This is a genomic window from Pseudomonas inefficax (genome assembly GCF_032164165.1).
Lineage (GTDB): Bacteria > Pseudomonadota > Gammaproteobacteria > Pseudomonadales > Pseudomonadaceae > Aquipseudomonas > Aquipseudomonas inefficax.
Window position 1 is genome coordinate 3,409,890 of record NZ_CP134401.1, and the last position, 20,817, is coordinate 3,430,706.

At 63.5% G+C, this 20,817-nt stretch carries 22 protein-coding genes and 1 tRNA gene; 15 read left to right on the top strand and 8 right to left on the bottom strand.

Going from position 1 to position 20,817, the window contains the following annotated elements; translation table 11 throughout:
* Positions 1-243 precede the first annotated feature (243 nt).
* The 5 genes from RIN61_RS15330 (at position 244) to RIN61_RS15350 (ending at position 5,031) form a co-directional block, all read left to right on the top strand.
* Complete coding sequence (locus RIN61_RS15330; RefSeq protein WP_313852682.1) at positions 244-2,682, top strand: Lon protease family protein; 2,439 nt, start codon at positions 244-246, stop codon at positions 2,680-2,682.
* 161 nt (positions 2,683-2,843) lie between these two features.
* Positions 2,844-3,182, top strand: a complete 339-nt coding sequence (locus tag RIN61_RS15335; RefSeq protein WP_003247487.1) for a PA4575 family protein — start codon at positions 2,844-2,846, stop codon at positions 3,180-3,182.
* 194 nt (positions 3,183-3,376) lie between these two features.
* The gene (locus RIN61_RS15340; RefSeq protein ID WP_003247486.1) at positions 3,377-3,865 is read left to right on the top strand and encodes a TIGR00645 family protein; all 489 of its coding nucleotides are present in this window, start codon (positions 3,377-3,379) and stop codon (positions 3,863-3,865) included.
* A 157-nt stretch (positions 3,866-4,022) separates the two neighbouring features.
* On the top strand, positions 4,023-4,328 hold the full coding sequence (locus tag RIN61_RS15345) for a DUF6482 family protein (protein ID WP_085626988.1): 306 nt from the start codon (positions 4,023-4,025) through the stop codon (positions 4,326-4,328).
* Between the two features lie 85 nt (positions 4,329-4,413).
* The gene (locus tag RIN61_RS15350; RefSeq protein WP_025337633.1) at positions 4,414-5,031 is read left to right on the top strand and encodes a BamJ family beta-barrel-assembly machinery protein; all 618 of its coding nucleotides are present in this window, start codon (positions 4,414-4,416) and stop codon (positions 5,029-5,031) included.
* A gap of 142 nt (positions 5,032-5,173) precedes the next feature.
* On the opposite strand, the gene RIN61_RS15355 is transcribed toward RIN61_RS15350, so the two are convergent.
* The 3 genes from RIN61_RS15355 to RIN61_RS15365 form a co-directional block, all read right to left on the bottom strand.
* Positions 5,174-5,419 carry a PA4570 family protein gene (locus tag RIN61_RS15355; RefSeq protein ID WP_112251938.1) on the bottom strand — a complete coding sequence of 82 codons (246 nt, stop codon included), beginning with the start codon at positions 5,417-5,419 and terminating at the stop codon, positions 5,174-5,176.
* 84 nt (positions 5,420-5,503) lie between these two features.
* A complete protein-coding gene (locus RIN61_RS15360) occupies positions 5,504-5,845 on the bottom strand; it encodes a zinc ribbon domain-containing protein YjdM (protein ID WP_016713349.1) in 342 nt (113 codons plus the stop codon).
* A gap of 187 nt (positions 5,846-6,032) precedes the next feature.
* Positions 6,033-7,001, bottom strand: coding sequence for a polyprenyl synthetase family protein (locus tag RIN61_RS15365; RefSeq protein WP_112251939.1), 969 nt, complete (start codon positions 6,999-7,001; stop codon positions 6,033-6,035).
* Positions 7,002-7,245: 244 nt separating this feature from the next.
* Between RIN61_RS15365 and rplU the strand changes: the two genes are divergently transcribed.
* The 5 genes from rplU to RIN61_RS15390 all read left to right on the top strand — a co-directional run bounded on the left by rplU (position 7,246) and on the right by RIN61_RS15390 (position 10,941).
* Complete coding sequence (rplU, locus tag RIN61_RS15370; protein WP_003247466.1) at positions 7,246-7,560, top strand: 50S ribosomal protein L21; 315 nt, start codon at positions 7,246-7,248, stop codon at positions 7,558-7,560.
* Between the two features lie 38 nt (positions 7,561-7,598).
* Complete coding sequence (gene rpmA, locus RIN61_RS15375; protein WP_003247464.1) at positions 7,599-7,856, top strand: 50S ribosomal protein L27; 258 nt, start codon at positions 7,599-7,601, stop codon at positions 7,854-7,856.
* A 188-nt stretch (positions 7,857-8,044) separates the two neighbouring features.
* Positions 8,045-9,271, top strand: a complete 1,227-nt coding sequence (cgtA, locus tag RIN61_RS15380) for an Obg family GTPase CgtA (RefSeq protein ID WP_112251940.1) — start codon at positions 8,045-8,047, stop codon at positions 9,269-9,271.
* 85 nt (positions 9,272-9,356) lie between these two features.
* Positions 9,357-10,475, top strand: a complete 1,119-nt coding sequence (gene proB / locus RIN61_RS15385; protein WP_112251941.1) for a glutamate 5-kinase — start codon at positions 9,357-9,359, stop codon at positions 10,473-10,475.
* 22 nt (positions 10,476-10,497) lie between these two features.
* The gene (locus RIN61_RS15390; RefSeq protein WP_313857617.1) at positions 10,498-10,941 is read left to right on the top strand and encodes a CreA family protein; all 444 of its coding nucleotides are present in this window, start codon (positions 10,498-10,500) and stop codon (positions 10,939-10,941) included.
* A gap of 131 nt (positions 10,942-11,072) precedes the next feature.
* Here the strand turns inward: RIN61_RS15390 and mksF are convergent, their stop codons facing one another.
* Genes mksF through mksB form a run of 3 tightly spaced genes read right to left on the bottom strand, consistent with a single transcriptional unit; the run spans position 11,073 to position 15,887 of the window.
* Positions 11,073-13,904, bottom strand: a complete 2,832-nt coding sequence (gene mksF, locus RIN61_RS15395) for an Mks condensin complex protein MksF (protein WP_112251943.1) — start codon at positions 13,902-13,904, stop codon at positions 11,073-11,075.
* Positions 13,901-14,608, bottom strand: a complete 708-nt coding sequence (gene mksE, locus RIN61_RS15400) for an Mks condensin complex protein MksE (RefSeq protein ID WP_112251944.1) — start codon at positions 14,606-14,608, stop codon at positions 13,901-13,903. Before mksE ends, mksF begins: the two co-directional genes overlap by 4 nt.
* The gene (mksB, locus tag RIN61_RS15405) at positions 14,598-15,887 is read right to left on the bottom strand and encodes an Mks condensin complex protein MksB (protein ID WP_112251945.1); all 1,290 of its coding nucleotides are present in this window, start codon (positions 15,885-15,887) and stop codon (positions 14,598-14,600) included. Before mksB ends, mksE begins: the two co-directional genes overlap by 11 nt.
* 301 nt (positions 15,888-16,188) lie before the next feature.
* On the opposite strand from mksB, the gene RIN61_RS15410 reads away from it, so the two are divergent.
* The 4 genes from RIN61_RS15410 (at position 16,189) to RIN61_RS15425 (ending at position 18,891) form a co-directional block, all read left to right on the top strand.
* The gene (locus RIN61_RS15410) at positions 16,189-16,974 is read left to right on the top strand and encodes an energy transducer TonB (RefSeq protein WP_207878436.1); all 786 of its coding nucleotides are present in this window, start codon (positions 16,189-16,191) and stop codon (positions 16,972-16,974) included.
* Positions 16,971-17,426, top strand: coding sequence for a ribosomal protein S18-alanine N-acetyltransferase (gene rimI / locus RIN61_RS15415; protein ID WP_112251947.1), 456 nt, complete (start codon positions 16,971-16,973; stop codon positions 17,424-17,426). The genes RIN61_RS15410 and rimI overlap by 4 nt, the downstream gene beginning before the upstream one ends.
* 49 nt (positions 17,427-17,475) lie before the next feature.
* Entirely contained in the window at positions 17,476-18,114 is a 639-nt protein-coding gene (gene can / locus RIN61_RS15420; protein WP_112251948.1) for a carbonate dehydratase, read from the top strand.
* Positions 18,115-18,315: 201 nt separating this feature from the next.
* Positions 18,316-18,891, top strand: coding sequence for a D-Ala-D-Ala carboxypeptidase family metallohydrolase (locus RIN61_RS15425; protein WP_112251949.1), 576 nt, complete (start codon positions 18,316-18,318; stop codon positions 18,889-18,891).
* On the opposite strand, the gene RIN61_RS15430 is transcribed toward RIN61_RS15425, so the two are convergent.
* Entirely contained in the window at positions 18,831-19,748 is a 918-nt protein-coding gene (locus tag RIN61_RS15430; protein ID WP_207878440.1) for a LysR substrate-binding domain-containing protein, read from the bottom strand. The two genes, RIN61_RS15425 and RIN61_RS15430, sit on opposite strands and share 61 nt — an antisense overlap.
* A 246-nt stretch (positions 19,749-19,994) precedes the next feature.
* Between RIN61_RS15430 and RIN61_RS15435 the strand changes: the two genes are divergently transcribed.
* The gene (locus RIN61_RS15435) at positions 19,995-20,612 is read left to right on the top strand and encodes a LysE family translocator (RefSeq protein ID WP_112251951.1); all 618 of its coding nucleotides are present in this window, start codon (positions 19,995-19,997) and stop codon (positions 20,610-20,612) included.
* 102 nt (positions 20,613-20,714) lie between these two features.
* On the opposite strand, the gene RIN61_RS15440 is transcribed toward RIN61_RS15435, so the two are convergent.
* A tRNA-Met gene (locus RIN61_RS15440) sits at positions 20,715-20,791 on the bottom strand.
* Positions 20,792-20,817 lie beyond the last annotated feature (26 nt).

A 20,817-nucleotide genomic window follows, 5' to 3' on the forward strand; every position in this document is an offset into this window, starting at 1 on the left:
CTCTATTTGACTTAACCAAGGGTCAGGGTTTCTGGCAACTCGGTTGCCAGGTCGGGAAAGCTTTTCACCCACCCGCGCAGCTTGGAGTTTAGGCACGATCTAAAGGTTGCGTTGTTGATTGCGAAAAATTTGCTGTTCCATGACCTGCTTCGGCTGCGACATAAAGTCCTGCGGAGCCTTGCAAGGCGCGCGCGGGCAGCGCCAGAATGCTGCGTATCTGCCCCGCCGAAGTAAGGAAACCCAATGCCCGATCCTGTCGCTGCGCGCCTGCGTCTCGCGCCTGAAGCCCTGACCCGGCGTTTCTCCCCCGAGCAGTTTGCCTTTACCCATACCGACGATCTGGAGCCGTTTCGCGGAGTCCTGGGCCAGGAGCGTGCTGTCGAGGCCCTGCAGTTCGGCGTGGCCATGCCGCGCCCTGGTTACAACGTGTATGTGATGGGCGAGCCCGGCACCGGCCGCTTCTCGTTCGTCAAGCGCTACCTCAAGGCCGAGGGCAAGCGACAGCAAACCCCTGCCGACTGGGTCTACGTCAACCACTTCGATGACACCCGCGAACCGCGTGCGCTGGAATTGCCGTCCGGCAGCGCCGGGGCGTTCATCGCCGACATGAACGGGCTGATCGACAACCTCTTGTCGACCTTCCCGGCGGTGTTCGAGCACCCTTCGTACCAGCAGAAGAAAGGCGCCATCGACCGCGCCTTCAACCAGCGTTACGACCGCGCCCTGGATGTGATCGAGCGCGCCTCGCTGGAAAAGGATGTGGCCCTGTACCGCGATGCCAGCAACGTTGCCTTCACCCCGATGGCCGACGGCAAGGCGCTGGATGAAGCCGAATTTGCCCAGTTGCCGGAAGAGGTGCGCGAGCAGTTCCACGAAGATATCGCCCTGCTCGAGGAACGCCTGAACGAAGAGCTGGCCAGTTTGCCGCAATGGAAACGCGAGTCGAACAACCAGCTGCGCCAGCTCAACGAAGAAACCATCACCCTGGCCCTGCAGCCATTGCTGGCGCCGCTGTCGGAGAAGTACGCCGAGAACGCTGCCGTCTGCGCCTACCTGCAGTCGGTGCAGCTGAACCTGCTGCGTACCGTGGTCGAGCAACTGGTCGAAGACAGCAAGACTGACGCTGCCGCGCGCAAACTGCTGGAAGAGCAGTACGCCCCAAGCCTGGTGGTCGGCCACCACGCCGACGGCGGTGCGCCGGTGGTGTTCGAGCCGCACCCGACTTACGACAACCTGTTCGGACGTATCGAATACAGCACCGATCAGGGCGCGCTGTACACCTCGTACCGCCAGCTACGCCCGGGCGCGCTGCACCGCGCCAATGGCGGCTTCCTGATCCTCGAAGCCGAGAAGATGCTGGGCGAGCCGTTCGTCTGGGACGCGCTCAAGCGCGCGCTGCAATCGCGCAAGCTGAAGATGGAGTCGCCGCTCGGCGAGCTGGGCCGGGTCGCCACCGTCAGCCTGACGCCGCAGATGATCCCGCTGAACATCAAGCTGGTCATCATCGGTTCGCGCCAGCTGTACTACGCGCTGCAGGACCACGACCCGGACTTCCAGGAGATGTTCCGGGTGCTGGTGGACTTCGACGAAGACATGCCCATGGTCGATGAGAACCTGGAGCAGTTCGCCCAGCTGTTGCGCACCCGCACCAACGAAGAAGGCATGGCGCCACTGACCAGCGACGCGGTGGCGCGCCTGGCCACGTACAGTGCCCGCCTGGCCGAAAACCAGTCGCGCCTGTCGGCACGTATCGGCGACCTGTTCCAGCTGGTCAGCGAAGCCGATTTCATCCGCCAGCTGGCCAGTGACGAAATGACCGACGCCGGGCACATCGAGCGTGCGCTCAAGGCCAAGGCCACCCGCACCGGGCGTGTTTCGCAGCGGGTGCTGGACGACATGCTCGCCGGCATCATCCTGATCGACACCGAAGGCGCGGCCATCGGCAAGTGCAACGGCCTGACGGTGCTGGAAGTGGGCGATTCGGCGTTCGGCATGCCGGCGCGTATCTCCGCCACCGTGTATCCGGGTGGCAGCGGTATCGTCGACATCGAGCGTGAGGTCAACCTCGGCCAGCCGATCCACTCCAAAGGTGTGATGATCCTCACCGGCTACCTGGGCAGCCGCTATGCCCAGGAGTTCCCGCTGGCGATCTCGGCGAGCATCGCCCTGGAACAGTCCTACGGCTATGTGGATGGTGACAGCGCCTCGCTGGGCGAAGCCTGCACGCTGATCTCGGCCTTGTCGCGCACGCCGCTCAAACAGTGCTTCGCCATCACCGGCTCGATCAACCAGTTTGGCGAAGTGCAGGCAGTGGGCGGGGTCAACGAGAAGATCGAGGGCTTCTTCCGCCTGTGCGAGGCGCGCGGCCTGACCGGCGAGCAAGGGGTGATCATCCCGCGTGCCAACGTTGCCACGTTGATGCTCGACGAGCGCGTGCTGCAGGCGGTGGAGAACGGCATGTTCCACGTGTACGCGGTCAGCCAGGCCGACGAGGCGTTGAGCTTGCTGGTGGGCGAGGAGGCCGGTGTGCCGGATGACAAGGGCCAGTTCACCGAAGGCAGCGTCAACGCCCGGGTGGTTGAGCGCCTGCGTGAGATCGCCGAGATGATCAGCGAGGAAGAAATCGAGAAGGCGGAGAAAGACCGCCTGGAAGAGGTGATCGCCCAGGCCAAACCGGCCTGAGTCAATAAACCGGCGCTGGCGGCGATGTGCTACCGTTCAGCGCCGGTTTTCCATCTTTCTATACCGTTCTTCTATGCTGGAACTTAAGGACGGTATCAGCGTTCAGGATGGAAACAGCCTGAGGTTCAGGCTGAACAAGGCTTATTGGAGGGGGCGCGGCCATGCGCAATCTCAGCCTCACACGCCAGTGCCTGGGCCTGGTGACCCGCATCGAATGCAGCATTCGTCCGCTGGCCGGGGACAACGGCATGTGGACACTGCTGTTCGCCGCCGGCATGGCCGGTGAACAACCCTCCGCGATCAAGGCCCAAGGGCCGTTCCATGGGCCGCTGGTGGCCGAATCGGTGCTCAATGCCATTGTCGACAGCCTGACCTTGCATGGCTATCAGGTGGCCGAGGATCCGCAGATCTGGTGCTTGCATTTACAGGCGCAGTTGCGGCGGATCAATGGTGAGCGTTGCCGGAACCTGGGGGATTACCAGTTTCATCCTGAGACCTGATTGAGGCCGGGGGCCGCTTTGCGGCCCATCGCGACACAAGGCAGCTCCTACAAGGGACCGCGATCTCTTGTAGGAGTGGCCTTGTGTCGCGATGGTCTGCAAAGCAGCCCCCATTTCACCGGGCTTTTGCTGTAACAGGTGGCTGGCTATACTCGCCGTCGCTTTTTTAGTCACCTGATGAGTCCCGACACTCCATGGAACGTATCCTCGAAAACGCGATGTATGCCTCGCGCTGGCTGCTCGCCCCTATCTACTTCGGCCTGTCCCTTGGCCTGCTGGCCCTGGCGCTGAAATTCTTCCAGGAAGTGGTTCACGTCCTGCCCAACGTCTTCGCCCTCAGCGAAGCCGACCTGATCCTGGTGATCCTGTCGCTGATCGACATGTCCCTGGTGGGCGGCCTGCTGGTGATGGTGATGATCTCCGGCTACGAGAACTTCGTCTCGCAACTGGACATCGACGAGAGTAAGGAAAAGCTCAACTGGCTGGGCAAGATGGACTCTTCGTCGCTGAAGATGAAGGTTGCCGCGTCGATCGTGGCCATCTCGTCCATCCACCTGCTGCGTGTGTTCATGGATGCGCAGAACATCTCCACCGATTACCTGATGTGGTACGTGATCATCCACATGACCTTCGTGGTCTCGGCATTCTGCATGGGCTACCTGGACAAGCTGACCAAGCACTGAGCCTTCAGGCCTCTTCGCGATCCCTGTGGGAGCGGGCAAGCCCGCGAAGAGGCCGGTACGGTCCACCTGACGAGCGGCGTCAGTCATGCCTTGTGCATTCGTCCATTCTGTACAAAAAATGAGCTCTCATGCGTGGTTCTCATCGCGAGGTGCTTTCATGAACCTGCATCAGCTCAACACCGAGGCCAGGGCTGGCCATGTCGACGAACTGAACCTGATCGCCATCGAAGGCGGTGACTACCTGCTCGAGGCCCGGATCAAAGGCCACGCCCACCCCCTCTCAGACCCCCGTGGTGAACGCCTGCGCGTGCACTCGGTGGAGGATGCGCGCAAGTTGCTGCAAACCATCCCCATGGTCTCGATGAACCTGGTGCACTGGTCGGTGCAGGACGAAATGTGCGGCATGGGCACGCACCCGGAAGAAGACTTGAAGGTGCCGATTTCCCAGCGCTCGGCCTGGTAGCTGCTCGCAGCGCCCCAGTATGCTAGGCTGCTCGCCCTTTTCATCAAGGGCGCGGCTTCACTGCGCCCTGCAGTGGAGCACGACAATGTCCGAACTCAACCTGTCCACCGACGAAACTCGCGTCAGCTACGGCATCGGCCGTCAGCTGGGCGGCCAGCTGCGCGACAACCCGCCACCAGGCGTCAGCCTGGAAGCCATCCTGGCCGGCCTGACCGACGCCTTCAACGGCGCCGACAGCCGCGTCAGCGAAGCCGACCTGTCGGCCAGCTTCAAGGTCATCCGCGACGTGATGCAAGCCGAAGCAGCCGCCAAGGCTGAAGCCGCTGCTGCCGCTGGCAAGGCATTCCTGGTCGAGAACGCCAAGCGTGACGGCATCACCACCCTGGCTTCGGGCCTGCAGTTCGAAGTACTGACCGCTGGCGAAGGCGCCAAGCCGACCCGCGAAGACAACGTGCGCACCCACTACCACGGCACCCTGATCGACGGCACTGTGTTCGACAGCTCCTACGACCGTGGTCAGCCGGCTGAATTCCCGGTAGGTGGTGTGATCGCTGGCTGGACCGAAGCCCTGCAACTGATGAACGCTGGCAGCAAATGGCGCCTGTACGTGCCGAGCGAGCTGGCCTACGGCGCCCAAGGCGTTGGCAGCATCCCGCCGCACAGCGTGCTGGTGTTCGACGTCGAGCTGCTCGACGTTCTGTAATGCCGCTGGGGCCGCTTTGCGGCCCATTCGCGGGCAAGCCCGCTCCCACAGGTACAGCGCAGGATTCAGATGCTGTGGAGTCCCTGTGGGAGCGGGTTCATCGTGGCGACGAACCGCCGCGAAGAGGCCGGCCCTGCCAGCCTCAATTCCAGTCTGTTCCCCCGGGGCGCAACGCCCGCGCATAGCAGAACAGAAACAGATTCCGCACCAGCTCCTTGAGCACCCCCGGTTCACTCGAATTCAGCCCGCTCATGTCCAGGTCGCCCAGGTCACGCAGCTCGTCGAGCGCTTCTTCTTCAAGCACCGCGCACACTTCACCGGTTTCCCGATGAAGAATGCGCAGGTAGGGGTGAGGGCGGTCCAGCCAGGCGTCGATCAGATAAGTCATGGCTATTCTCCTTGGATAGCAGTCCCAATGAGAATAATTCTTATTATCTGAATAGCAAGCGCCAATTGGCGGTTTTAAGAAAAATCAGACCTTGCGTACGAATTCGGACTTCAGCTTCATGGCGCCGATGCCGTCGATCTTGCAGTCGATGTCGTGGTCGCCGTCGCACAGGCGGATGTTCTTGACCTTGGTGCCGACCTTGACCACCAGGGACGAGCCCTTGACCTTGAGGTCCTTGATAACGGTGACGGTGTCGCCATCCTGCAGGATGTTGCCGACCGAGTCCTTCTTCACCACCTCGTCGCTGGCCGCTTCGGTGTCGCCGCTGGCCGACCACTCGTGGGCGCATTCAGGGCAGATCAGCTGAGTGCCATCCTCATAGGTGTATTCGGAGTTGCATTTCGGGCAGGGTGGCAGAGTGCTCACTTCGGTTCCTCAAACAAACAGACGGGCGGTTGAAAACCCGCATTGTAAAAGGTATTTCTGCGAAAGTGATTATGTCCGGACAAAAGCTTCGCGGGTAAACCCGCTCCCACAGGTACCGCATAGGCCCAGAGCCCTGTGATATCCCTGTGGGAGCGGGTTTACCCGCGAATGAAGGCGACTCGGTCTATCAGTGAGTACGCGCGACAGCAAACTCGCTCAGCTCGACCAGCGCATCCCGGTATTCGCTGGCCGGCAGCACTTCCAGGCAGGCGATGGCACGCTTGACGTAGTCACGCGCCAGCTCCGCGGTGTACTTCAGCGCCCCCGACTCTTCTACCGCCACGCGAATCTGCTCCAGGTCTTCCAGGCCACCTTTCTGAATGGCCTGGCGCACCAGCGCAGCCTGTTCGGCAGTGCCTTCGCGCATGGTGTAGATCAGCGGCAGGGTAGGCTTGCCTTCGGCCAGGTCGTCACCGACGTTCTTGCCCAGGGTCTGCGAGTCGCCCTTGTAGTCCAGCAGGTCGTCGACCAGCTGGAAGGCCACGCCCAGGTGGTCGCCAAAGGTGCGCAGGGCCTCGCGCTGTTCGTCGGTTGCCTCGGCCAGCGCGGCGGCGCTGTGGGTCGACGCTTCGAACAGCATCGCGGTCTTGCCGCGGATGACCTCCATGTAGACTTCCTCGGTGGTGCTGGCATCGCGTACCCGCGACAGCTGCAGCACTTCACCCTCGGCAATCACGCGGGTGGCCTTGGACAGGATCTGCATGACCGGCATCGAGCCCAGTTCGACCATCATCTCGAACGAGCGCGAATAGAGGAAGTCGCCCACCAGCACGCTCGGTGCGTTGCCCCACAGGGCATTGGCGGTGGAGCGGCCACGGCGCATGCCGGACATGTCGACCACGTCGTCGTGCAGCAGGGTGGCGGTGTGCAGGAATTCGATGGTGGCAGCCAGCAGGCGCAGGTCGTCGCCTTCGCGGCCCAGGGCCTTGCCACACAGCAGCACCAGCAGGGGGCGCAGGCGCTTGCCACCGGCGGACGTGATATAGTCGCCGATCTTCGATACCAGCGGCACGCGCGAGGTCAGCTGCTTCTTGATGATCTCGTCGACGGCGCTGAAATCATCAGCCACCGCGCGGTAGAAGGATTGGGGTTGCATCGGCTGCTCCAGTGAGGTTGCGCGGCATGCTAGGTCGCGGGTCCCGGCGTGTCAAGGCGCGGTGCCAGCGCGCCGGGGGCGGTACTTGCAAGCAAAACCGCGGTTGCGTACAATCGCGCACCCTAACTTCCTGGGCAGCACCTGCCTTACGCAATTGCGCCGGGCCGTTCCAGCCCTGTGCAGCCATGCCAGCCAATACTCATCATATAAAGCGCTGGGTGAGCAGGATTATCGGAGAAATACCATGTCTTACGCAGTAATCGTTACCGGCGGCAAGCAGTACAAAGTCGCTGAAGGTGAATTCCTCAAGATCGAAAAACTGGAAGTCGCCACTGGCGAATCCGTGACCTTCGATCGCGTCCTGCTGGTCGCCAACGGTGAAGAAGTCACCATCGGTGCTCCAGTTGTTGCTGGCGCTAAAGTAGTGGCCGAAGTCGTTTCGCAAGGCCGCCACGACAAGGTTCGCATCATCAAGTTCCGTCGTCGTAAGCACCACATGAAGCGTATGGGCCACCGCCAGTGGTTCACCGAGATCAAAATCACCGGCATCCAGGCTTAATCCCCTAGATCCCCTGAATTTATTTGGAGAATTGAACCATGGCTCACAAGAAGGCTGGTGGTAGTACTCGTAACGGTCGCGACTCAGAATCGAAACGCCTTGGCGTGAAGATGTATGGCGGCCAGGTTATCAAGCCAGGCAACATCATCGTCCGTCAGCGCGGCACCGAATTCCACGCTGGCTACGGCGTTGGCATGGGCAAGGATCACACCTTGTTCGCCAAGATCGAAGGCGTGATCAAGTTCGAGAAGAAAGGCGAGTTCATGCGCCGTTACGTGAGCATCGTCGCCGCTTAATCGCGACGTCGCTCCAGAAGCCCCGTCACGCGACGGGGCTTTTTCGTTTGTGGTGAGCCTCTTGCAAAGCTGTTTGTATGGGCTGCCGGCGTGAGTTTCTACGGTCGTACGGGGCCGCCGCGCTCATTTTTGCAAGAGCCTCATGTTTTTGAGTCATTCAGCTCGTCTACCGACGAGAGGCGGTTTTAATGAAGTTTGTTGACGAAGTATCCATTCGGGTCAAGGCCGGTGACGGCGGCAACGGTTGCATGAGCTTCCGTCGCGAGAAGTTCATCGAGAACGGTGGCCCCAACGGTGGTGACGGTGGTGATGGTGGTTCGGTGTACATGATCGCCGACGAAAACCTCAACACCCTGGTCGACTATCGCTACACCCGTCACCACGAGGCCCAGCGTGGCGCCAACGGTGGCAGCACCGACTGCACCGGCAAGAAAGGCGAAGACCTGTTCCTGCGTGTGCCGGTCGGTACCACCGTGATCGACGCCTCCACCCAGGAAGTGATCGGTGACCTGGTTACCCCGGGCCAGAAGCTGATGGTCGCCCAGGGCGGCTGGCACGGCCTGGGCAACACCCGTTTCAAGTCCAGCACCAACCGTGCGCCGCGCCAGACCACCCCTGGCAAGCCGGGTGAGCAGCGCGACCTGAAGATGGAAATGAAAGTGCTGGCCGACGTCGGCCTGCTGGGCCTGCCGAACGCCGGCAAGAGCACCTTCATTCGCTCGGTTTCGGCCGCCAAGCCGAAAGTGGCCGACTACCCATTCACCACCCTGGTGCCGAACCTGGGCGTTGTCAGTGTCGACCGCTGGAAGAGCTTTGTCATCGCCGACATCCCCGGCCTGATCGAAGGTGCTTCCGAAGGCGCCGGCCTGGGTATCCGCTTCCTCAAGCACCTGGCGCGTACCCGCGTGCTGCTGCACCTGGTGGACATGGCGCCGCTGGACGAAAGCAGCCCGGCCGATGCCGCCGAAGTCATCGTCAACGAGCTGACCCGCTTCAGCCCGTCGCTGGCCGAGCGTGAGCGCTGGCTGGTGCTGAACAAGGCCGACATGGTCATGGATGACGAGCGCGACGAGCGGGTCAAGGAAGTGGTCGAGCGCCTGCAGTGGGAAGGCCCGGTCTACGTGATCTCGGCCATCTCCAAGCAGGGCACCGAAAAGCTCAGCCACGACCTGATGCGCTACCTCGAAGACCGCGCCGACCGCCTGGCCAACGACCCGGCCTACGCCGAAGAGCTGGCCGACCTCGACCAGCGCATCGAAGACGAAGCCCGCGCCCAGCTGCAGGCCCTGGACGACGCCCGTACCCTGCGCCGTACCGGCGTCAAGAGCGTGCACGACATTGGCGACGATGACGGTTGGGATGATGATTTCGAGGACGACGAAGACGGCCCGGAAATCATTTACGTGCGCGACTGACCGGTTGCAGTACACTAAACGCCGCTCTTTGGAGCGGCGTTTTTGTATCCACGGTATCTACAGATTCGACATAGGTTGGAAGAAGATGCGAAGCAAGGTGACGGGCGCCAAGCGCTGGGTCGTGAAGATTGGCAGTGCTCTGCTGACCGCCGATGGCAAAGGCCTCGACCGCGGTGCCATGGCCGTTTGGGTCGAGCAGATGGTTGCGCTGCGTGAGGCAGGCGTGGAGTTGGTACTGGTCTCCTCCGGGGCCGTGGCTGCCGGCATGAGCCAGCTGGGCTGGACGTCGCGACCGAGTGCGATGAACGAGCTGCAGGCGGCTGCCTCGATCGGCCAGATGCGCCTGGTGCAGGCTTGGGAGTCGAGCTTCGGCGAGCACGGCAAGCACACCGCGCAGATCCTGCTGACCCACGACGACCTGTCCGACCGCAAGCGCTACCTGAACGCCCGTAGTACCCTGCGCACGCTGGTCGACCTGGGCGTGGTGCCGGTGATCAACGAGAACGATACCGTGGTCACCGACGAGATCCGCTTCGGCGACAACGACACCTTGGCGGCGCTGGTGGCCAACCTGGTCGAGGCTGACCTGCTGGTGATCCTTACCGACCGCGATGGCATGTTCGACGCCGACCCGCGCAACAACCCCGAAGCCCAGCTGATCTACGAGGCCCGCGCCGACGACCCGACACTGGACGCCGTAGCCGGCGGTACCGGCGGTGCTCTGGGCCGTGGCGGCATGCAGACCAAGCTGCGCGCCGCGCGCCTGGCAGCCCGTTCCGGTGCCCACACCATCATCATCGGTGGCCGCATCGAGCGCGTGCTGGATCGCCTCAAGGCTGGCGAACGCCTGGGTACCTTGCTGTCGCCCGAGCGCGGCATGCTTGCGGCGCGCAAGCAGTGGCTGGCTGGCCACCTGCAGACCCGTGGCACCCTGGTGCTGGATGCCGGTGCCGTGCAGGCGCTGCGCCAGGCCAACAAGAGCCTGCTGCCGGTTGGCGTGAAGACCGTGCAGGGCAGCTTCCGTCGTGGCGAGATGGTGGTGTGCGTCGGCCCGGACGGCCTTGAAGTGGCGCGCGGCCTGGCCAACTACAGCGCCCTGGAGGCGCAGAAGATCATCGGCCAGCCGTCGGATGCCATCGAAAGCATCCTGGGCTATATCGCGGAGCCCGAGTTGGTGCACCGTGACAACCTGGTTCTGGTCTGAGGACGTGCGCGTGCTGAAAAGGATGATTGCCGTGGCGGCACTGGCGTTGCCGATGCTGGCCGGGGCCGAGGAAATCGGCCAGGTGTCCACCGTGTTCAAGTTCCTCGGGCCGAATGATCGTATTGTGGTCGAGGCGTTCGACGACCCCAAGGTCGAGGGCGTGACCTGCTACCTGTCGCGGGCCAAGACGGGCGGCGTGAAGGGTGGGTTGGGGCTGGCGGAGGACCGGGCGGAGGCATCGATTGCCTGTCGTCAGGTCGGGCCGATCAGTTTCAGGGGTGAGCTGAAGGATGGCGAGGAAGTGTTCAAGGAACGCACCTCGCTGGTGTTCAAGACCATGCAGGTGGTGCGCTTCCTCGACAAGAAGCGCAATACCTTGGTGTACCTGGTGTACAGCGACCGCATCGTCGAAGGTAGCCCGCAGAATGCGGTGACAGCGATTCCGATCCTGCCTTGGGCGCATTGATCGCCTGACAGATCGCCGGGAGGCCTTTGGCCTCCATCGCGACACAAGGCCGCTCCTACAGGGAACGCGAATCCCTGTAGGAGCGGCCTTGTGTCGCGATAGGGCCGCAAAGCGGCCCCATTACCCCGATATCAGGCCAATTCTTCGGCCTGATCCTCTCGCACAACAGCCTTCACTTCATCCCGACGGCTGATGAACTTCCAGTCCGCTTCGTCGATGTAGATGCCATTCGGCCCGCTGCCACCTTCCAGGTCGATCGCCACGCGCGCCGAAACCTGCGGCTTCACGCTCGCCAGAATCGGCACGAAGCCCAGCTGCAGGCTGGTTTCCAGCAGCGCAGCCTGGTTGCGTTCGTCGATGTCCGCCGCTTCGTCCAGGTAGTACGGCAGGCGAATGCGCCCGGCCAGGTCGCGGTCCATCAGGTGCAGCAACAGGTACATGTTGGTCAGCGCCTTGATGGTCATGGTGGTGCCGTTGGATGCCGCGCCGTCGATGTCGGCATGGATCACCGGCTGGCCGTTGACCTTGGTGATCTCGAACGCCAGCTCGAACAGGTCCTTCAGGCCCAGCTGGTTGTGGTTGGCCGCCACCAGCCGTGCCAGGTATTCCTTGGCCTCTTCGTTCTTGTTGTCCTGCTCGGCGCTCTGGGTCAGGTCGAATACCGACAGGGTTTCGCCTTCTTCGTACTGACCAGCGCTGTGGATGATCTGGTCGATGTGCTTGAGCGCTTCCTTGTTCGGCGCCAGCACCACGCGGAAGCTCTCCAGGTTGGATACCTGGCGCTTGTTGATCTCGCGGTTGAACAGGGCCAGCTGGTGCTCGAGGCTGTCGTAGTCGCTGCGGATGTTACGCAGGGTCCGGGCGATGTCGGTGACCGCCGCGCGGCGGGCCTTGGCCAGGGTCAGGGCTTCGTCGGTGCGGTGCGCATAGGCATTCACCAGCAGTTGCAGGCGGCGCTCCATGTCGTCTTCGCTGTCGAACTTGGCCACGCCTTTCAGGCGCACCTGGGCGTACAGCGCCTCGATCTGGTTGTCCACCCGCTGCAGGCCCTGCCAGCTGTCCTGGTAGTCGTTGAGCAGTGGCAGCAGGTTGTCCATCGAGTCGTCGACGGCTTCCATGTACGGCGTGCCGTAGGGCAGGTCGGCCGGCAACAGCTGGCGACGGCGCAGAGCGTCTTCCAGGGTGCGCTGCTTGGCCTCGAGGTCGCCGATCTGCCTACCGACCAGCTGCAGCTTGGCCGACAGTTGCTGGACACGTTCGGTGAAGGCGTCGCTGGAGCGCTTGAGTTCGTCCTGGGCGGCTTCGAGCTGCGACAGCTGTTCCAGCTTCTCGGGCTCTTCGGCGGCCAGGGTTTCGCTGCGGCGGAAGTCTTCCAGCGCTTTTTGCGCGTCCAGTACTTCCTGGTACAGGGTTTCGGTCTGCGCCTTGGAGGCGGAGCGGTCGGCGGCCACGGCTTGCTGGGTCTTGAGCTGCTTGAGCTCCTTTTCCAGGCGCTCTTTCTGGTCACGCAGGGCAGCACGGTCGGCCAGGGCCTGCAGTGCTGGTGGGTCGATGTGCGACAGGTCGATGGACAGCCCCGGGGCTTCGAAGCGTTCGCCCTTGAAGCCGTCGAGCACCGCCTCCAGCGATTTTACCCACAGGTCGCTGTCGTCCAGTTCGATGCCGCGGTCACCCAGCGGCAGGCTGAACAGCGCGCCGTTGAACAGGCGCATCAGGCGGTCGACGTCCTGCTGCGAGAACTCTTCGCGCAGGCGGGCGTAGCTGTTGTTGTCGGCGTGGTCGAGCTGTTGCTTGACCTGCTTCAGGCGTTTTTCCAGGTCGCGTACGCGCTCGTCGAGGTCTTCGGCGCTGAACTGCCGCGACTGGGCCAGGGCACCGGCCAACTCGTCGTGGGCGTCCTTGGCCGCCAGCAGTTGCTGCTCCAGCACCTTGACGTCATCGACCAGGGCGAAGCGGTGCTTGAGCACCGACAGCTCGCCCAGCCAGCGCTGGATACCGGTGATTTCACGCTCCAGGCGCATCAGTTCCTGGGTGCCGCCGCGCTGGTCGTTCTGCAGGCGGTCCTGCTCGCCACGGTAGTGCTCGGCCTGGATCACCAGCTCTTCCTTGCGCGCCATGGCGTATTCCTGCCAGGTGCCCAGCAGGGTGTCGAGCACTGGCGAAATGCGGTGCAGCTTGCCGCGCAGGATGTCGCGCTGGGCCACGCCACCGGCCAGGGCCTCGACCAGCGGGCCGGCGGCGACCAGGGCGTTGTAGTCCTGCTCCATGCGGCGCACGTCGCGGAAGGCTTCCTCGCAGGCGGCGATGTAGTCGACGCTGCCGGAGCGCAGGCTGTGCTCGAAGGCGTCGAGGAACAGCTGCTTGAGCTTGGCGGCGGTGATTTCGCGCATGTGCAGCAGGTTGATGAACAGCGCGCGGAAGGTTTTCAGGCTTTGCTCGCTGGTCGAGCGCAGCGGGATCATGGTCAGGTCCAGCGGCACCGAGGTGTGGCCGCCGACCAGCAGCCGGCGCAGTTCATCCGGCTTCAGCTCGTAGGCCTTGATCCCCAGGCGCTCGAGGTTGGTGAACAGCTCTTTCTGGCGCAGGCAGGTGTCGTTCTTCTGGTAGTGGGCCAGGTCCAGTTCGCCCTTGTAGGCAAAGAACTGGTGGCCGAAACCGCCGCCCGGGCCGCGGCCGACCACGCCGATGACGTGCGGGCCGTGGGGCAGGCTCAGTTCGCAGAGAATGTACGAGGTGTCGCTGGCGAAGTAGAAGCGGCGCGACTGCTCGAGGCTGTACTTGCCGAAGCTCATGTCCGACATGCGCGCCAGGATCGGGAACTGCAGGGCGTTGATCGACGCCGATTTACCCAGGTTGTTGGCACCGTATACCGACAGTGGGTGCTCCAGCGGGAACAGGCCAAGGCTGTAGCCGGCGGTGTTGAGCAGTGCGAAGCGGCGGATGCCGTAGCGTTCCTGGCTCATGCGTCAATCTCCTGTTGCTCTTCGCGGATCGCCCGGGCCAGGGCTTCCTCTTCGCTTTCCTCGCCCTCGAAGGGGCTGAGGTCGAGCGGGTCGTCGGTGCGGTTGAGTTCTTCGGGGCTTTCTTCCTCGACCAGCACCGGGGTCGGCAGCGGCAGGTCGCTGTGCAGGGTGGCCGCCAGGTCGCGGTCCTGCTGCACCGCCAGGCACACATCGAGGAACCGGTGCATCGGCGGCAGGAAGCGGTAGATGCCGCCTTCCTCGAAGGCGAAGCCGAGCTGGGTCATGCGGCGCAGGATTTTTTCTTCCAGCTCGTCCACGGTCTGCACTTCGGCCTGCAGGAACAGGTCGCGGTACTTGTCCAGCAGCGAGGGCAGTTCGTCACGGCCGATGCTGCCGCCATCGAGCACGGCCATCGGGTCGCGGCCCTGGTCGGCCAGGTGTTCGACCAGGATGAAGGTGAACAGCGACAGGCGCTGCGCGGTCTTGTTGACCTGCGCGGCGGCCATGTCCGGCACGAAGTAGTAGAAGCCACGGGTATCGCACACCAGTTCGAAGCCCAGAGCCTTGAACAGGGTGCGGTACTGGTCCTGGAAGTTCGACAGCTGAGCATACAGCTCGGGGTCGCGGCGGCTGACGTGGAAGCCTTTGAACAGCTCGCGGAAGATCGGCGCGAGCTGGGACAGTTCGGAAAGATCAAGATGCATGGGCTGGGCTCGCGTTGGATTCGGTAGGCGCGCTGGCGGCGTCTTCGCGGCTGGAGGTCAGGGCGAACGAGCGCAGGCTGACCAGGTGTTCCTGGGTGATGTACTCGCGGCGGTCGAGGCGTTCGCGCTTGAAGCGCTTTTCCCGCGACAGGCGCGAGAACCAGTACAGCAGCTCGTCGGTGGCGCCTTCGGGTTCCTGCTCCAGCAGCCAGACCATCAGGTCGGGCAGCGGCAGGGCCTGTTCGCAGCGTTCGGCCATTTCCTTGACCGTGCGCGGTGCACGGGGCAGGGCGCCGGACTGGGTCTTGTGGGCCTTGGGGAAACGCGCCGGCTTGGGCTCGAAGCGGGCCAGGGCGTAGACATAGGCTTCCACCTGGCTGGCGCTGCCGAGGAAGGTGCTTTGCGGGCGGGTGAACATCGGCATGGCCGCTTGCGGTACGGCGTCGATGCCCTTGCGCCGGATCACCGACAGGGCCAGCGCGGCGCCACGGGTCACGGCGTTGTGCCGGCGGGCTTCCTCACGCAGCGGCAGCAGCAGTTCGCGGGCGTGACGCAGGGTCAGCTGGGCGCTGGTCTGCATTTCCAGGATGCGCGCGTGGGTCCGCAGCAGCATGTCGTCGTCGACCAGGTGGCCCAGGCGCGCCTGTTCGCCCAGCAGCTTCAGCAGCACGGTCTCGACTTTGCGCACGCCCTGTTCGAAGGCGCCGTCGGCGTTGACCAGCTGGATCATCGGCTCGACGTACTCGTCCCAGGTCGCCAGTACTTCGGCATAGCGCTGGCGCAGCGGGATCTGGCGGTTGCTGGTCTTGGCCCGCTCGGCCACGGCCACCAGTGCCTGCTCGTCATTGTCGAGCTTCTTCAGTACATCGCGCACACGCATGTCGAGCAGGCGCAGCTGGCGTGCCAGGTCGTCGCTGTCGCGGTTGTCGAAGGCGTCCTGGATATGCCCGGCCAGGCGTTCCAGGTGGCGCAGGTAGGCTTCGATCTCCAGGCACAGGCCCAGCCGGTGTTCGCGGCGCAGGTAGGCGAGGAAGTCATGGATCTGCGCGTTGAGCTCGAAACGGTTCGGGCTCTTGGCCACCGGGACCAGGATATCCAGACGGATCCACACGTCGAGCAGCTGGGTGATGTCCTGCGGGGTGCTCTCGACCTGCTGGCGGCCCACATGCTGACGCAATTCGACCAGGCTCAGGGTGCCCTGGTCGAAACGCTCGCACAGCGGCTCGATCAGGGCCCAGTGTTCGGCTAGGGCGCGCAGGACGCGCTTGGGTTCGATCATTGGCTTCGACTCGTTGCCAAGAAAAAGGGGGCGATTGTACTGCATCCGGGGGGGAGGTTTTCACCCCTTGGTCTGTAATGAGCGATAACCTTGATACTTGCAGGGGATTCACTGGCCTCTTCGCGGGTGAACCCGCTCCCACAGGCACTGCGCACATTTCAGACTGTGTGCAGTACCTGTGGGAGCGGGCGTGCCCGCGAAGAGGCCGGTACAGGCAACAAAAATCCGCCGACCAGTTGCGGCACTCGAATGCCAACAGCGTTAGAATGCCCCACTGTCTCCACCCCTCGGATACCCGCTCTTGCTCACCGAACCCCGTCGCCGCGCCTACCTTTCCGCCATGCAAGTGGTGCACTGGCTGCCGCGCGCCGAGCTGCCGTTCGCCGCACCGTCGCGGCCCGAGCTGCTGTTGCCGGTGGCGCCGGTCGAGGACCTCGATTTCGACGTCAGGCCCGCACCGGCGGCTACCGAGGCACCAGCCGCCCCCCAGGCTCGCTCCGGCGAGCGGCCAAAAATCGAGATTCCGCGCCCGGGCAGTGCGCCAAAACCGGCCGCCAAACCAGTCGAGTCCGAGGAGCAGGCCGCGCCACCGCGCCCGGCCCCGGTACCGCCCCCGCGCTTCTCGTTGCAGTTGCTGCGCGCCGGCAGCTGCCTGCTGCTGGTGGAGCTGGCCACCGGCCAACCATTTCAGAGCCGCGACCCGTCCTATCTGCTGCTCAAGGACATGCTGCGCGCCGCCGGGCTGCCCGACGCCCCGCAGATCATCGGCGAACCGGTGCGCTGGCCGCTGCTGGTGCGCGGCAACATGGACCAGGGCCCGGAGGCCGCGCGCGATTTCGTCCAGGGCTTTGTTCAGGCGCGCCTGGAAGAGGCGCCGTGCAGCTGCCTGTGGCTGATCGGCGTGCCGGCTCTGCGCTTTGCCGCCAATGCCGACGGCGAGGCCTATTACCAAACCCTGAAGCTCGAGGGCCTTGGCGAAGCCTGGGCCTTGCCGGGCCTTGAACTGTTGATGGACGAGCCGCAGCGCAAGGCGGACGTCTGGAAAGCCATGCGCCAGCTGATGGCGCGCTGGAAGAGCGTTGAATGAGTGACTCGATCAGCTTCCGCCCGATGACCGAGGCGGATCTGGATGCCGTACTTAAGATCGAATATGCCGCGTTCAGTCATCCCTGGACCCGCGGGATCTTTCAGGATGCACTCAAATCGTACGAAGTCTGGCTGATGTTCGACGGCCAGCAGCAGGTGGGCCATGGCGTGATCAACGTGATCATCGACGAGGCGCACCTGCTCAACATCACCGTCAAGCCGGAAAACCAGGGCCGCGGCCTGGGCCTGCGCCTGCTCGAGCACCTGATGGCACGGGCCTACCAGCTCAATGGCCGCGAGTGCTTCCTGGAAGTGCGCGCAAGCAACCAGTCGGCCTATCGTTTGTACGAGCGCTACGGTTTCAATGAAATCGGCCGCCGCCGCGACTACTACCCGGTTGCCGGCGGCCGTGAAGACGCCCTGGTGATGGCCTGCACCCTGTTCGAGGACTGACCTTGCAGGGGCTGGAGTCATGCAGGCAAACCCTGATGAGGCAACGACCATGCATGACCTGCAGGAACTGATCGACAACAACGCCCGCTGGGCCGACGCGATCAACCAGCGCGACCCCGACTTCTTCGCCAAGCTGGCCCGCCAGCAGACTCCGGAGTTCCTCTGGATCGGCTGTTCCGACGCCCGCGTGCCGGCCAACGAAATCGTCGGCATGCTACCGGGTGATCTGTTCGTCCACCGCAACGTTGCCAATGTGGTGCTGCACACCGACCTCAACTGCCTGTCGGTGATCCAGTACGCGGTGGAGGTATTGAAAGTGCGGCACATCCTGGTTACCGGCCACTACGGTTGCGGTGGCGTGCGCGCCGCCATGCAGGACCGCCAGCTGGGCCTGATCGATGGCTGGCTACGCTCGATCCGCGACCTGTATTACGAAAAGCGCACCGAGCTGGCCAAGCTGGACAACGAAGAGGCGAGGGTCGACCGCCTGTGCGAACTGAACGTCATCCAGCAGGTGGCCAACGTGGCCCATACCAGCATCGTGCAGAACGCCTGGCACCGTGGCCAGGAACTGTCGGTGCATGGCTGCATCTATGGCATCAAGGATGGCCGGTGGAAAAGCCTGGACACCACCATCAGCGGCTTCGCCCAACTGCCGCCGCAGTACCGGTTGCGGGCGTTGGAGTAGTGACGTTTGCAAGCCTGGCACAGACCCTGTGGGAGCGGGTTCACCCGCGAAGAAGGCGACGCGGTGCATGGCACCGGCTTTGCCGGTGTTCGCGGGTGAACCCGCTCCCACAGGGATCGTGCAAGCGTTTGGGTTTTCAGTAGGACAGTTGCCGTAAGGCGGCGTGGCAGCCTATGTTCCATGTGCAGGGATGGGTGAAGGATGAAAAGACTGCTTCTGGCGGCAGGCCTTCTGGTAGCGGCCACTGCCCACGCCGACGAACGCGACCTGTGGTTGTTCGCGCAATGGGCTGGGGACCATCAGACCCGGCCGTTTCGCGAGATGCTGGTGGATGCCCGCCTGTATGGCGTGGTGCCGATCCATCAGTTGCTGCGTTCGGCTTCGGACTGGAAGCTGTGCCGCGCGTCCCCCTTCGCCGTGCCACCTGCCAGCAACTGGCCGCAAGTGCGGTCAACGCTCTCGCTGATCAAGACGCTCGACGAGCAAGGCATCCTGCGCCAGTTCGAGGTGGTTTCGGCCTATCGCGACCCACGGCTGAACGTCTGCGCCGGCGGGGCGGCCAACAGCGCGCATACCCGGGCGTTCGCCGTCGATATCCTGCTACCCGACTGGGCGGACCCCAACCCGCTGTGCCGTTTCTGGCAGCAGTATGGCCAGGCCTGGAACATGGGCCTGGGGCGCTATCCGTCCGGGCGTATACATGTGGATACGGCGGGTTACCGTACCTGGGGCGGTGACGGCCGTGCGGGTTCGTCGTTCTGTATCAAGCCCAGATGAGCCAGGCAGCTCCTGCATTCGCCCGTCACCCACGTGGCGAAGCGCTGGCGCTTGCCGTTGTCTTCCAGTGGCTGGGGGCTGAGCAGGTGATAGGCCGAGCCGTCACGCACAAAGCCGAACGGCGCCTGCAGCTGCCCGTTGTCGAGCTCGTCGCGCACCATGAGGGCTGAGGCCATGGCCAGGCCCAGGCCGGCGCTTGCGGCCTGGATCGACAGGTAGAAATGCTCGTAGTCGCTGCGCTCGGTGTGCCGGGCCTGCTGGCCGCTCAGGCGCAGCCAGTTGGGCCAGGCGCCGGGGCGAGTGGCGCTGTGCAGCAGGCGTTGGCCTTCGAGTTGGATGGGGGCGGTGGGGCGGCAGACCGGGCCGATCCATTCGTCGCAGATCTTCTGGTTGTACAGCTGCTCGTCCCAGTGGAAGTCATCGCGGCGTATTGCCAGGTCGACACCACTGCGGGCGAAATCCAGTGGCCCGCCTGCGGCCACCAGGTGCAACTGCAGGTCGGGATGGATGGCATGGAAGCGGGGCAGGCGCGGGATCAGCCAGCGCATGGCGATTGTCGGCTCGCAAGACAGCACCAGCACGTTGTCGCGGGCCTGTTGCTGCAAGCGCTGCACGGCGCCTTCGAGCTGCTCGAAGATCGCCTGGGTGGTGCCTTGCAAGGCACGCCCGGCAGGGGTGAGGAAAATGGCCCGGTTGCGGCGCTCGAACAACTCCACACCAAGGCTTTCTTCAAGCAGGCGCACCTGGCGGCTGACTGCACCATGGGTGACATGCAGATGCTCGGCGGCGCGCACGAAGCTCTCGGTTGCGGCGGCGATGTCGAAGTAGCGGAAGGCGTTGAGTGGGGGCAGTTTCATAGCATCCCTTTGTGCCTTTGCAGGCCTTTTCGCGGGTAAACCCGCTCCCACAGGTGATACGCAACCCTCAGGTTTGGTGAAGTCCCTGTGGGAGCGGGTTTACCCGCGAAGAGGCCGGCACAGGTTCTATATATCTGTGAGTAAAGCTATCAGATTTGCCCCACTATAAATCGATTTTCCCCTGTCCATAAGCTCTCGATAATTACCTGGTCTGTGCATTTCCATCGCCTATCGAGAGCCACCAGCATGACCGAAATCATCGCCGTCGCCCTGTTCACCTTGCTCGCCGTCATCAGCCCCGGTGCCGACTTCGCCATGGTCACCCGCAGCAGTTATGCACAGGGTCGCAAGGCCGGGCTGGCTGCTGCCGTGGGCATTGCCCTGGGAGTGCAGGTGCATGTCCTGTACACGGTGCTGGGCATCGCGGTGATCATCAGCCAGAGCCCGACCCTGTTCCTGGGCATGAAAGTGCTGGGCGCGGGTTATCTGGTCTACCTGGGCTACCAGTCACTGACCAACACCCGACGCATCAGCCTCGACGGGGTTGCCGCATCATCAGCCGCCAGCGTAACGCAGGCATTGCGCACGGGCTTTCTGACCAACGCCCTCAACCCAAAGACCATGCTGTTCGTCATCAGCGCCTTCACCCAAGTGGTGCAACCTGGCAGCTCGCTGGCGCTGGATTTTGCCTACGGCGCTTTCATGTCCGTTGCCCACTGGCTGTGGTTCAGCCTGGTGGCGGTGTTCTTCTCCAGTACGGCATTGCGCAAGGCGATGATCGAGCGGCAAGGGCTGGTGGACCGGGTAATCGGCCTGGCACTGATCGGGTTGGGGCTGGCCGTGGCGGTGACCGGCATGCGTTGAGCCGGGGATCGAATGCCCTGTGCGGGAAGGGGGCAGGCCTGTGGGGAGTTTTTCGCAGGCAAAGAAAAAGGGCTTACCTTGCGGTAAGCCCTTCGTCTTGTTTGGTGGCTACACAGGGACTTGAACCCCGGACCCCAGCATTATGAATGCTATGCTCTAACCAACTGAGCTATGTAGCCGATGGCGCGCATTATTCTCTTGAACG

What these genes read in the sequence shown, in the direction of transcription:
- mksF (WP_112251943.1), bottom strand. Translation starts at nt 13,904, where the DNA reads ATGAGCCAGGAACGCTACGGCATCCGCCGCTTCGCACTGCTCAACACC.
- RIN61_RS15355 (WP_112251938.1), bottom strand. Translation starts at nt 5,419, where the DNA reads ATGACTTATCTGATCGACGCCTGGCTGGACCGCCCTCACCCCTACCTG.
- RIN61_RS15330 (WP_313852682.1), top strand. Translation starts at nt 244, where the DNA reads ATGCCCGATCCTGTCGCTGCGCGCCTGCGTCTCGCGCCTGAAGCCCTG.
- RIN61_RS15390 (WP_313857617.1), top strand. Translation starts at nt 10,498, where the DNA reads ATGATTGCCGTGGCGGCACTGGCGTTGCCGATGCTGGCCGGGGCCGAG.
- rpmA (WP_003247464.1), top strand. Translation starts at nt 7,599, where the DNA reads ATGGCTCACAAGAAGGCTGGTGGTAGTACTCGTAACGGTCGCGACTCA.
- RIN61_RS15430 (WP_207878440.1), bottom strand. Translation starts at nt 19,748, where the DNA reads ATGAAACTGCCCCCACTCAACGCCTTCCGCTACTTCGACATCGCCGCC.
- RIN61_RS15435 (WP_112251951.1), top strand. Translation starts at nt 19,995, where the DNA reads ATGACCGAAATCATCGCCGTCGCCCTGTTCACCTTGCTCGCCGTCATC.
- rplU (WP_003247466.1), top strand. Translation starts at nt 7,246, where the DNA reads ATGTCTTACGCAGTAATCGTTACCGGCGGCAAGCAGTACAAAGTCGCT.
- mksB (WP_112251945.1), bottom strand. Translation starts at nt 15,887, where the DNA reads ATGATCGAACCCAAGCGCGTCCTGCGCGCCCTAGCCGAACACTGGGCC.
- RIN61_RS15425 (WP_112251949.1), top strand. Translation starts at nt 18,316, where the DNA reads ATGAAAAGACTGCTTCTGGCGGCAGGCCTTCTGGTAGCGGCCACTGCC.
- RIN61_RS15350 (WP_025337633.1), top strand. Translation starts at nt 4,414, where the DNA reads ATGTCCGAACTCAACCTGTCCACCGACGAAACTCGCGTCAGCTACGGC.
- RIN61_RS15345 (WP_085626988.1), top strand. Translation starts at nt 4,023, where the DNA reads ATGAACCTGCATCAGCTCAACACCGAGGCCAGGGCTGGCCATGTCGAC.
- RIN61_RS15365 (WP_112251939.1), bottom strand. Translation starts at nt 7,001, where the DNA reads ATGCAACCCCAATCCTTCTACCGCGCGGTGGCTGATGATTTCAGCGCC.
- rimI (WP_112251947.1), top strand. Translation starts at nt 16,971, where the DNA reads ATGAGTGACTCGATCAGCTTCCGCCCGATGACCGAGGCGGATCTGGAT.
- mksE (WP_112251944.1), bottom strand. Translation starts at nt 14,608, where the DNA reads ATGCATCTTGATCTTTCCGAACTGTCCCAGCTCGCGCCGATCTTCCGC.
- proB (WP_112251941.1), top strand. Translation starts at nt 9,357, where the DNA reads ATGCGAAGCAAGGTGACGGGCGCCAAGCGCTGGGTCGTGAAGATTGGC.
- RIN61_RS15335 (WP_003247487.1), top strand. Translation starts at nt 2,844, where the DNA reads ATGCGCAATCTCAGCCTCACACGCCAGTGCCTGGGCCTGGTGACCCGC.
- can (WP_112251948.1), top strand. Translation starts at nt 17,476, where the DNA reads ATGCATGACCTGCAGGAACTGATCGACAACAACGCCCGCTGGGCCGAC.
- cgtA (WP_112251940.1), top strand. Translation starts at nt 8,045, where the DNA reads ATGAAGTTTGTTGACGAAGTATCCATTCGGGTCAAGGCCGGTGACGGC.
- RIN61_RS15340 (WP_003247486.1), top strand. Translation starts at nt 3,377, where the DNA reads ATGGAACGTATCCTCGAAAACGCGATGTATGCCTCGCGCTGGCTGCTC.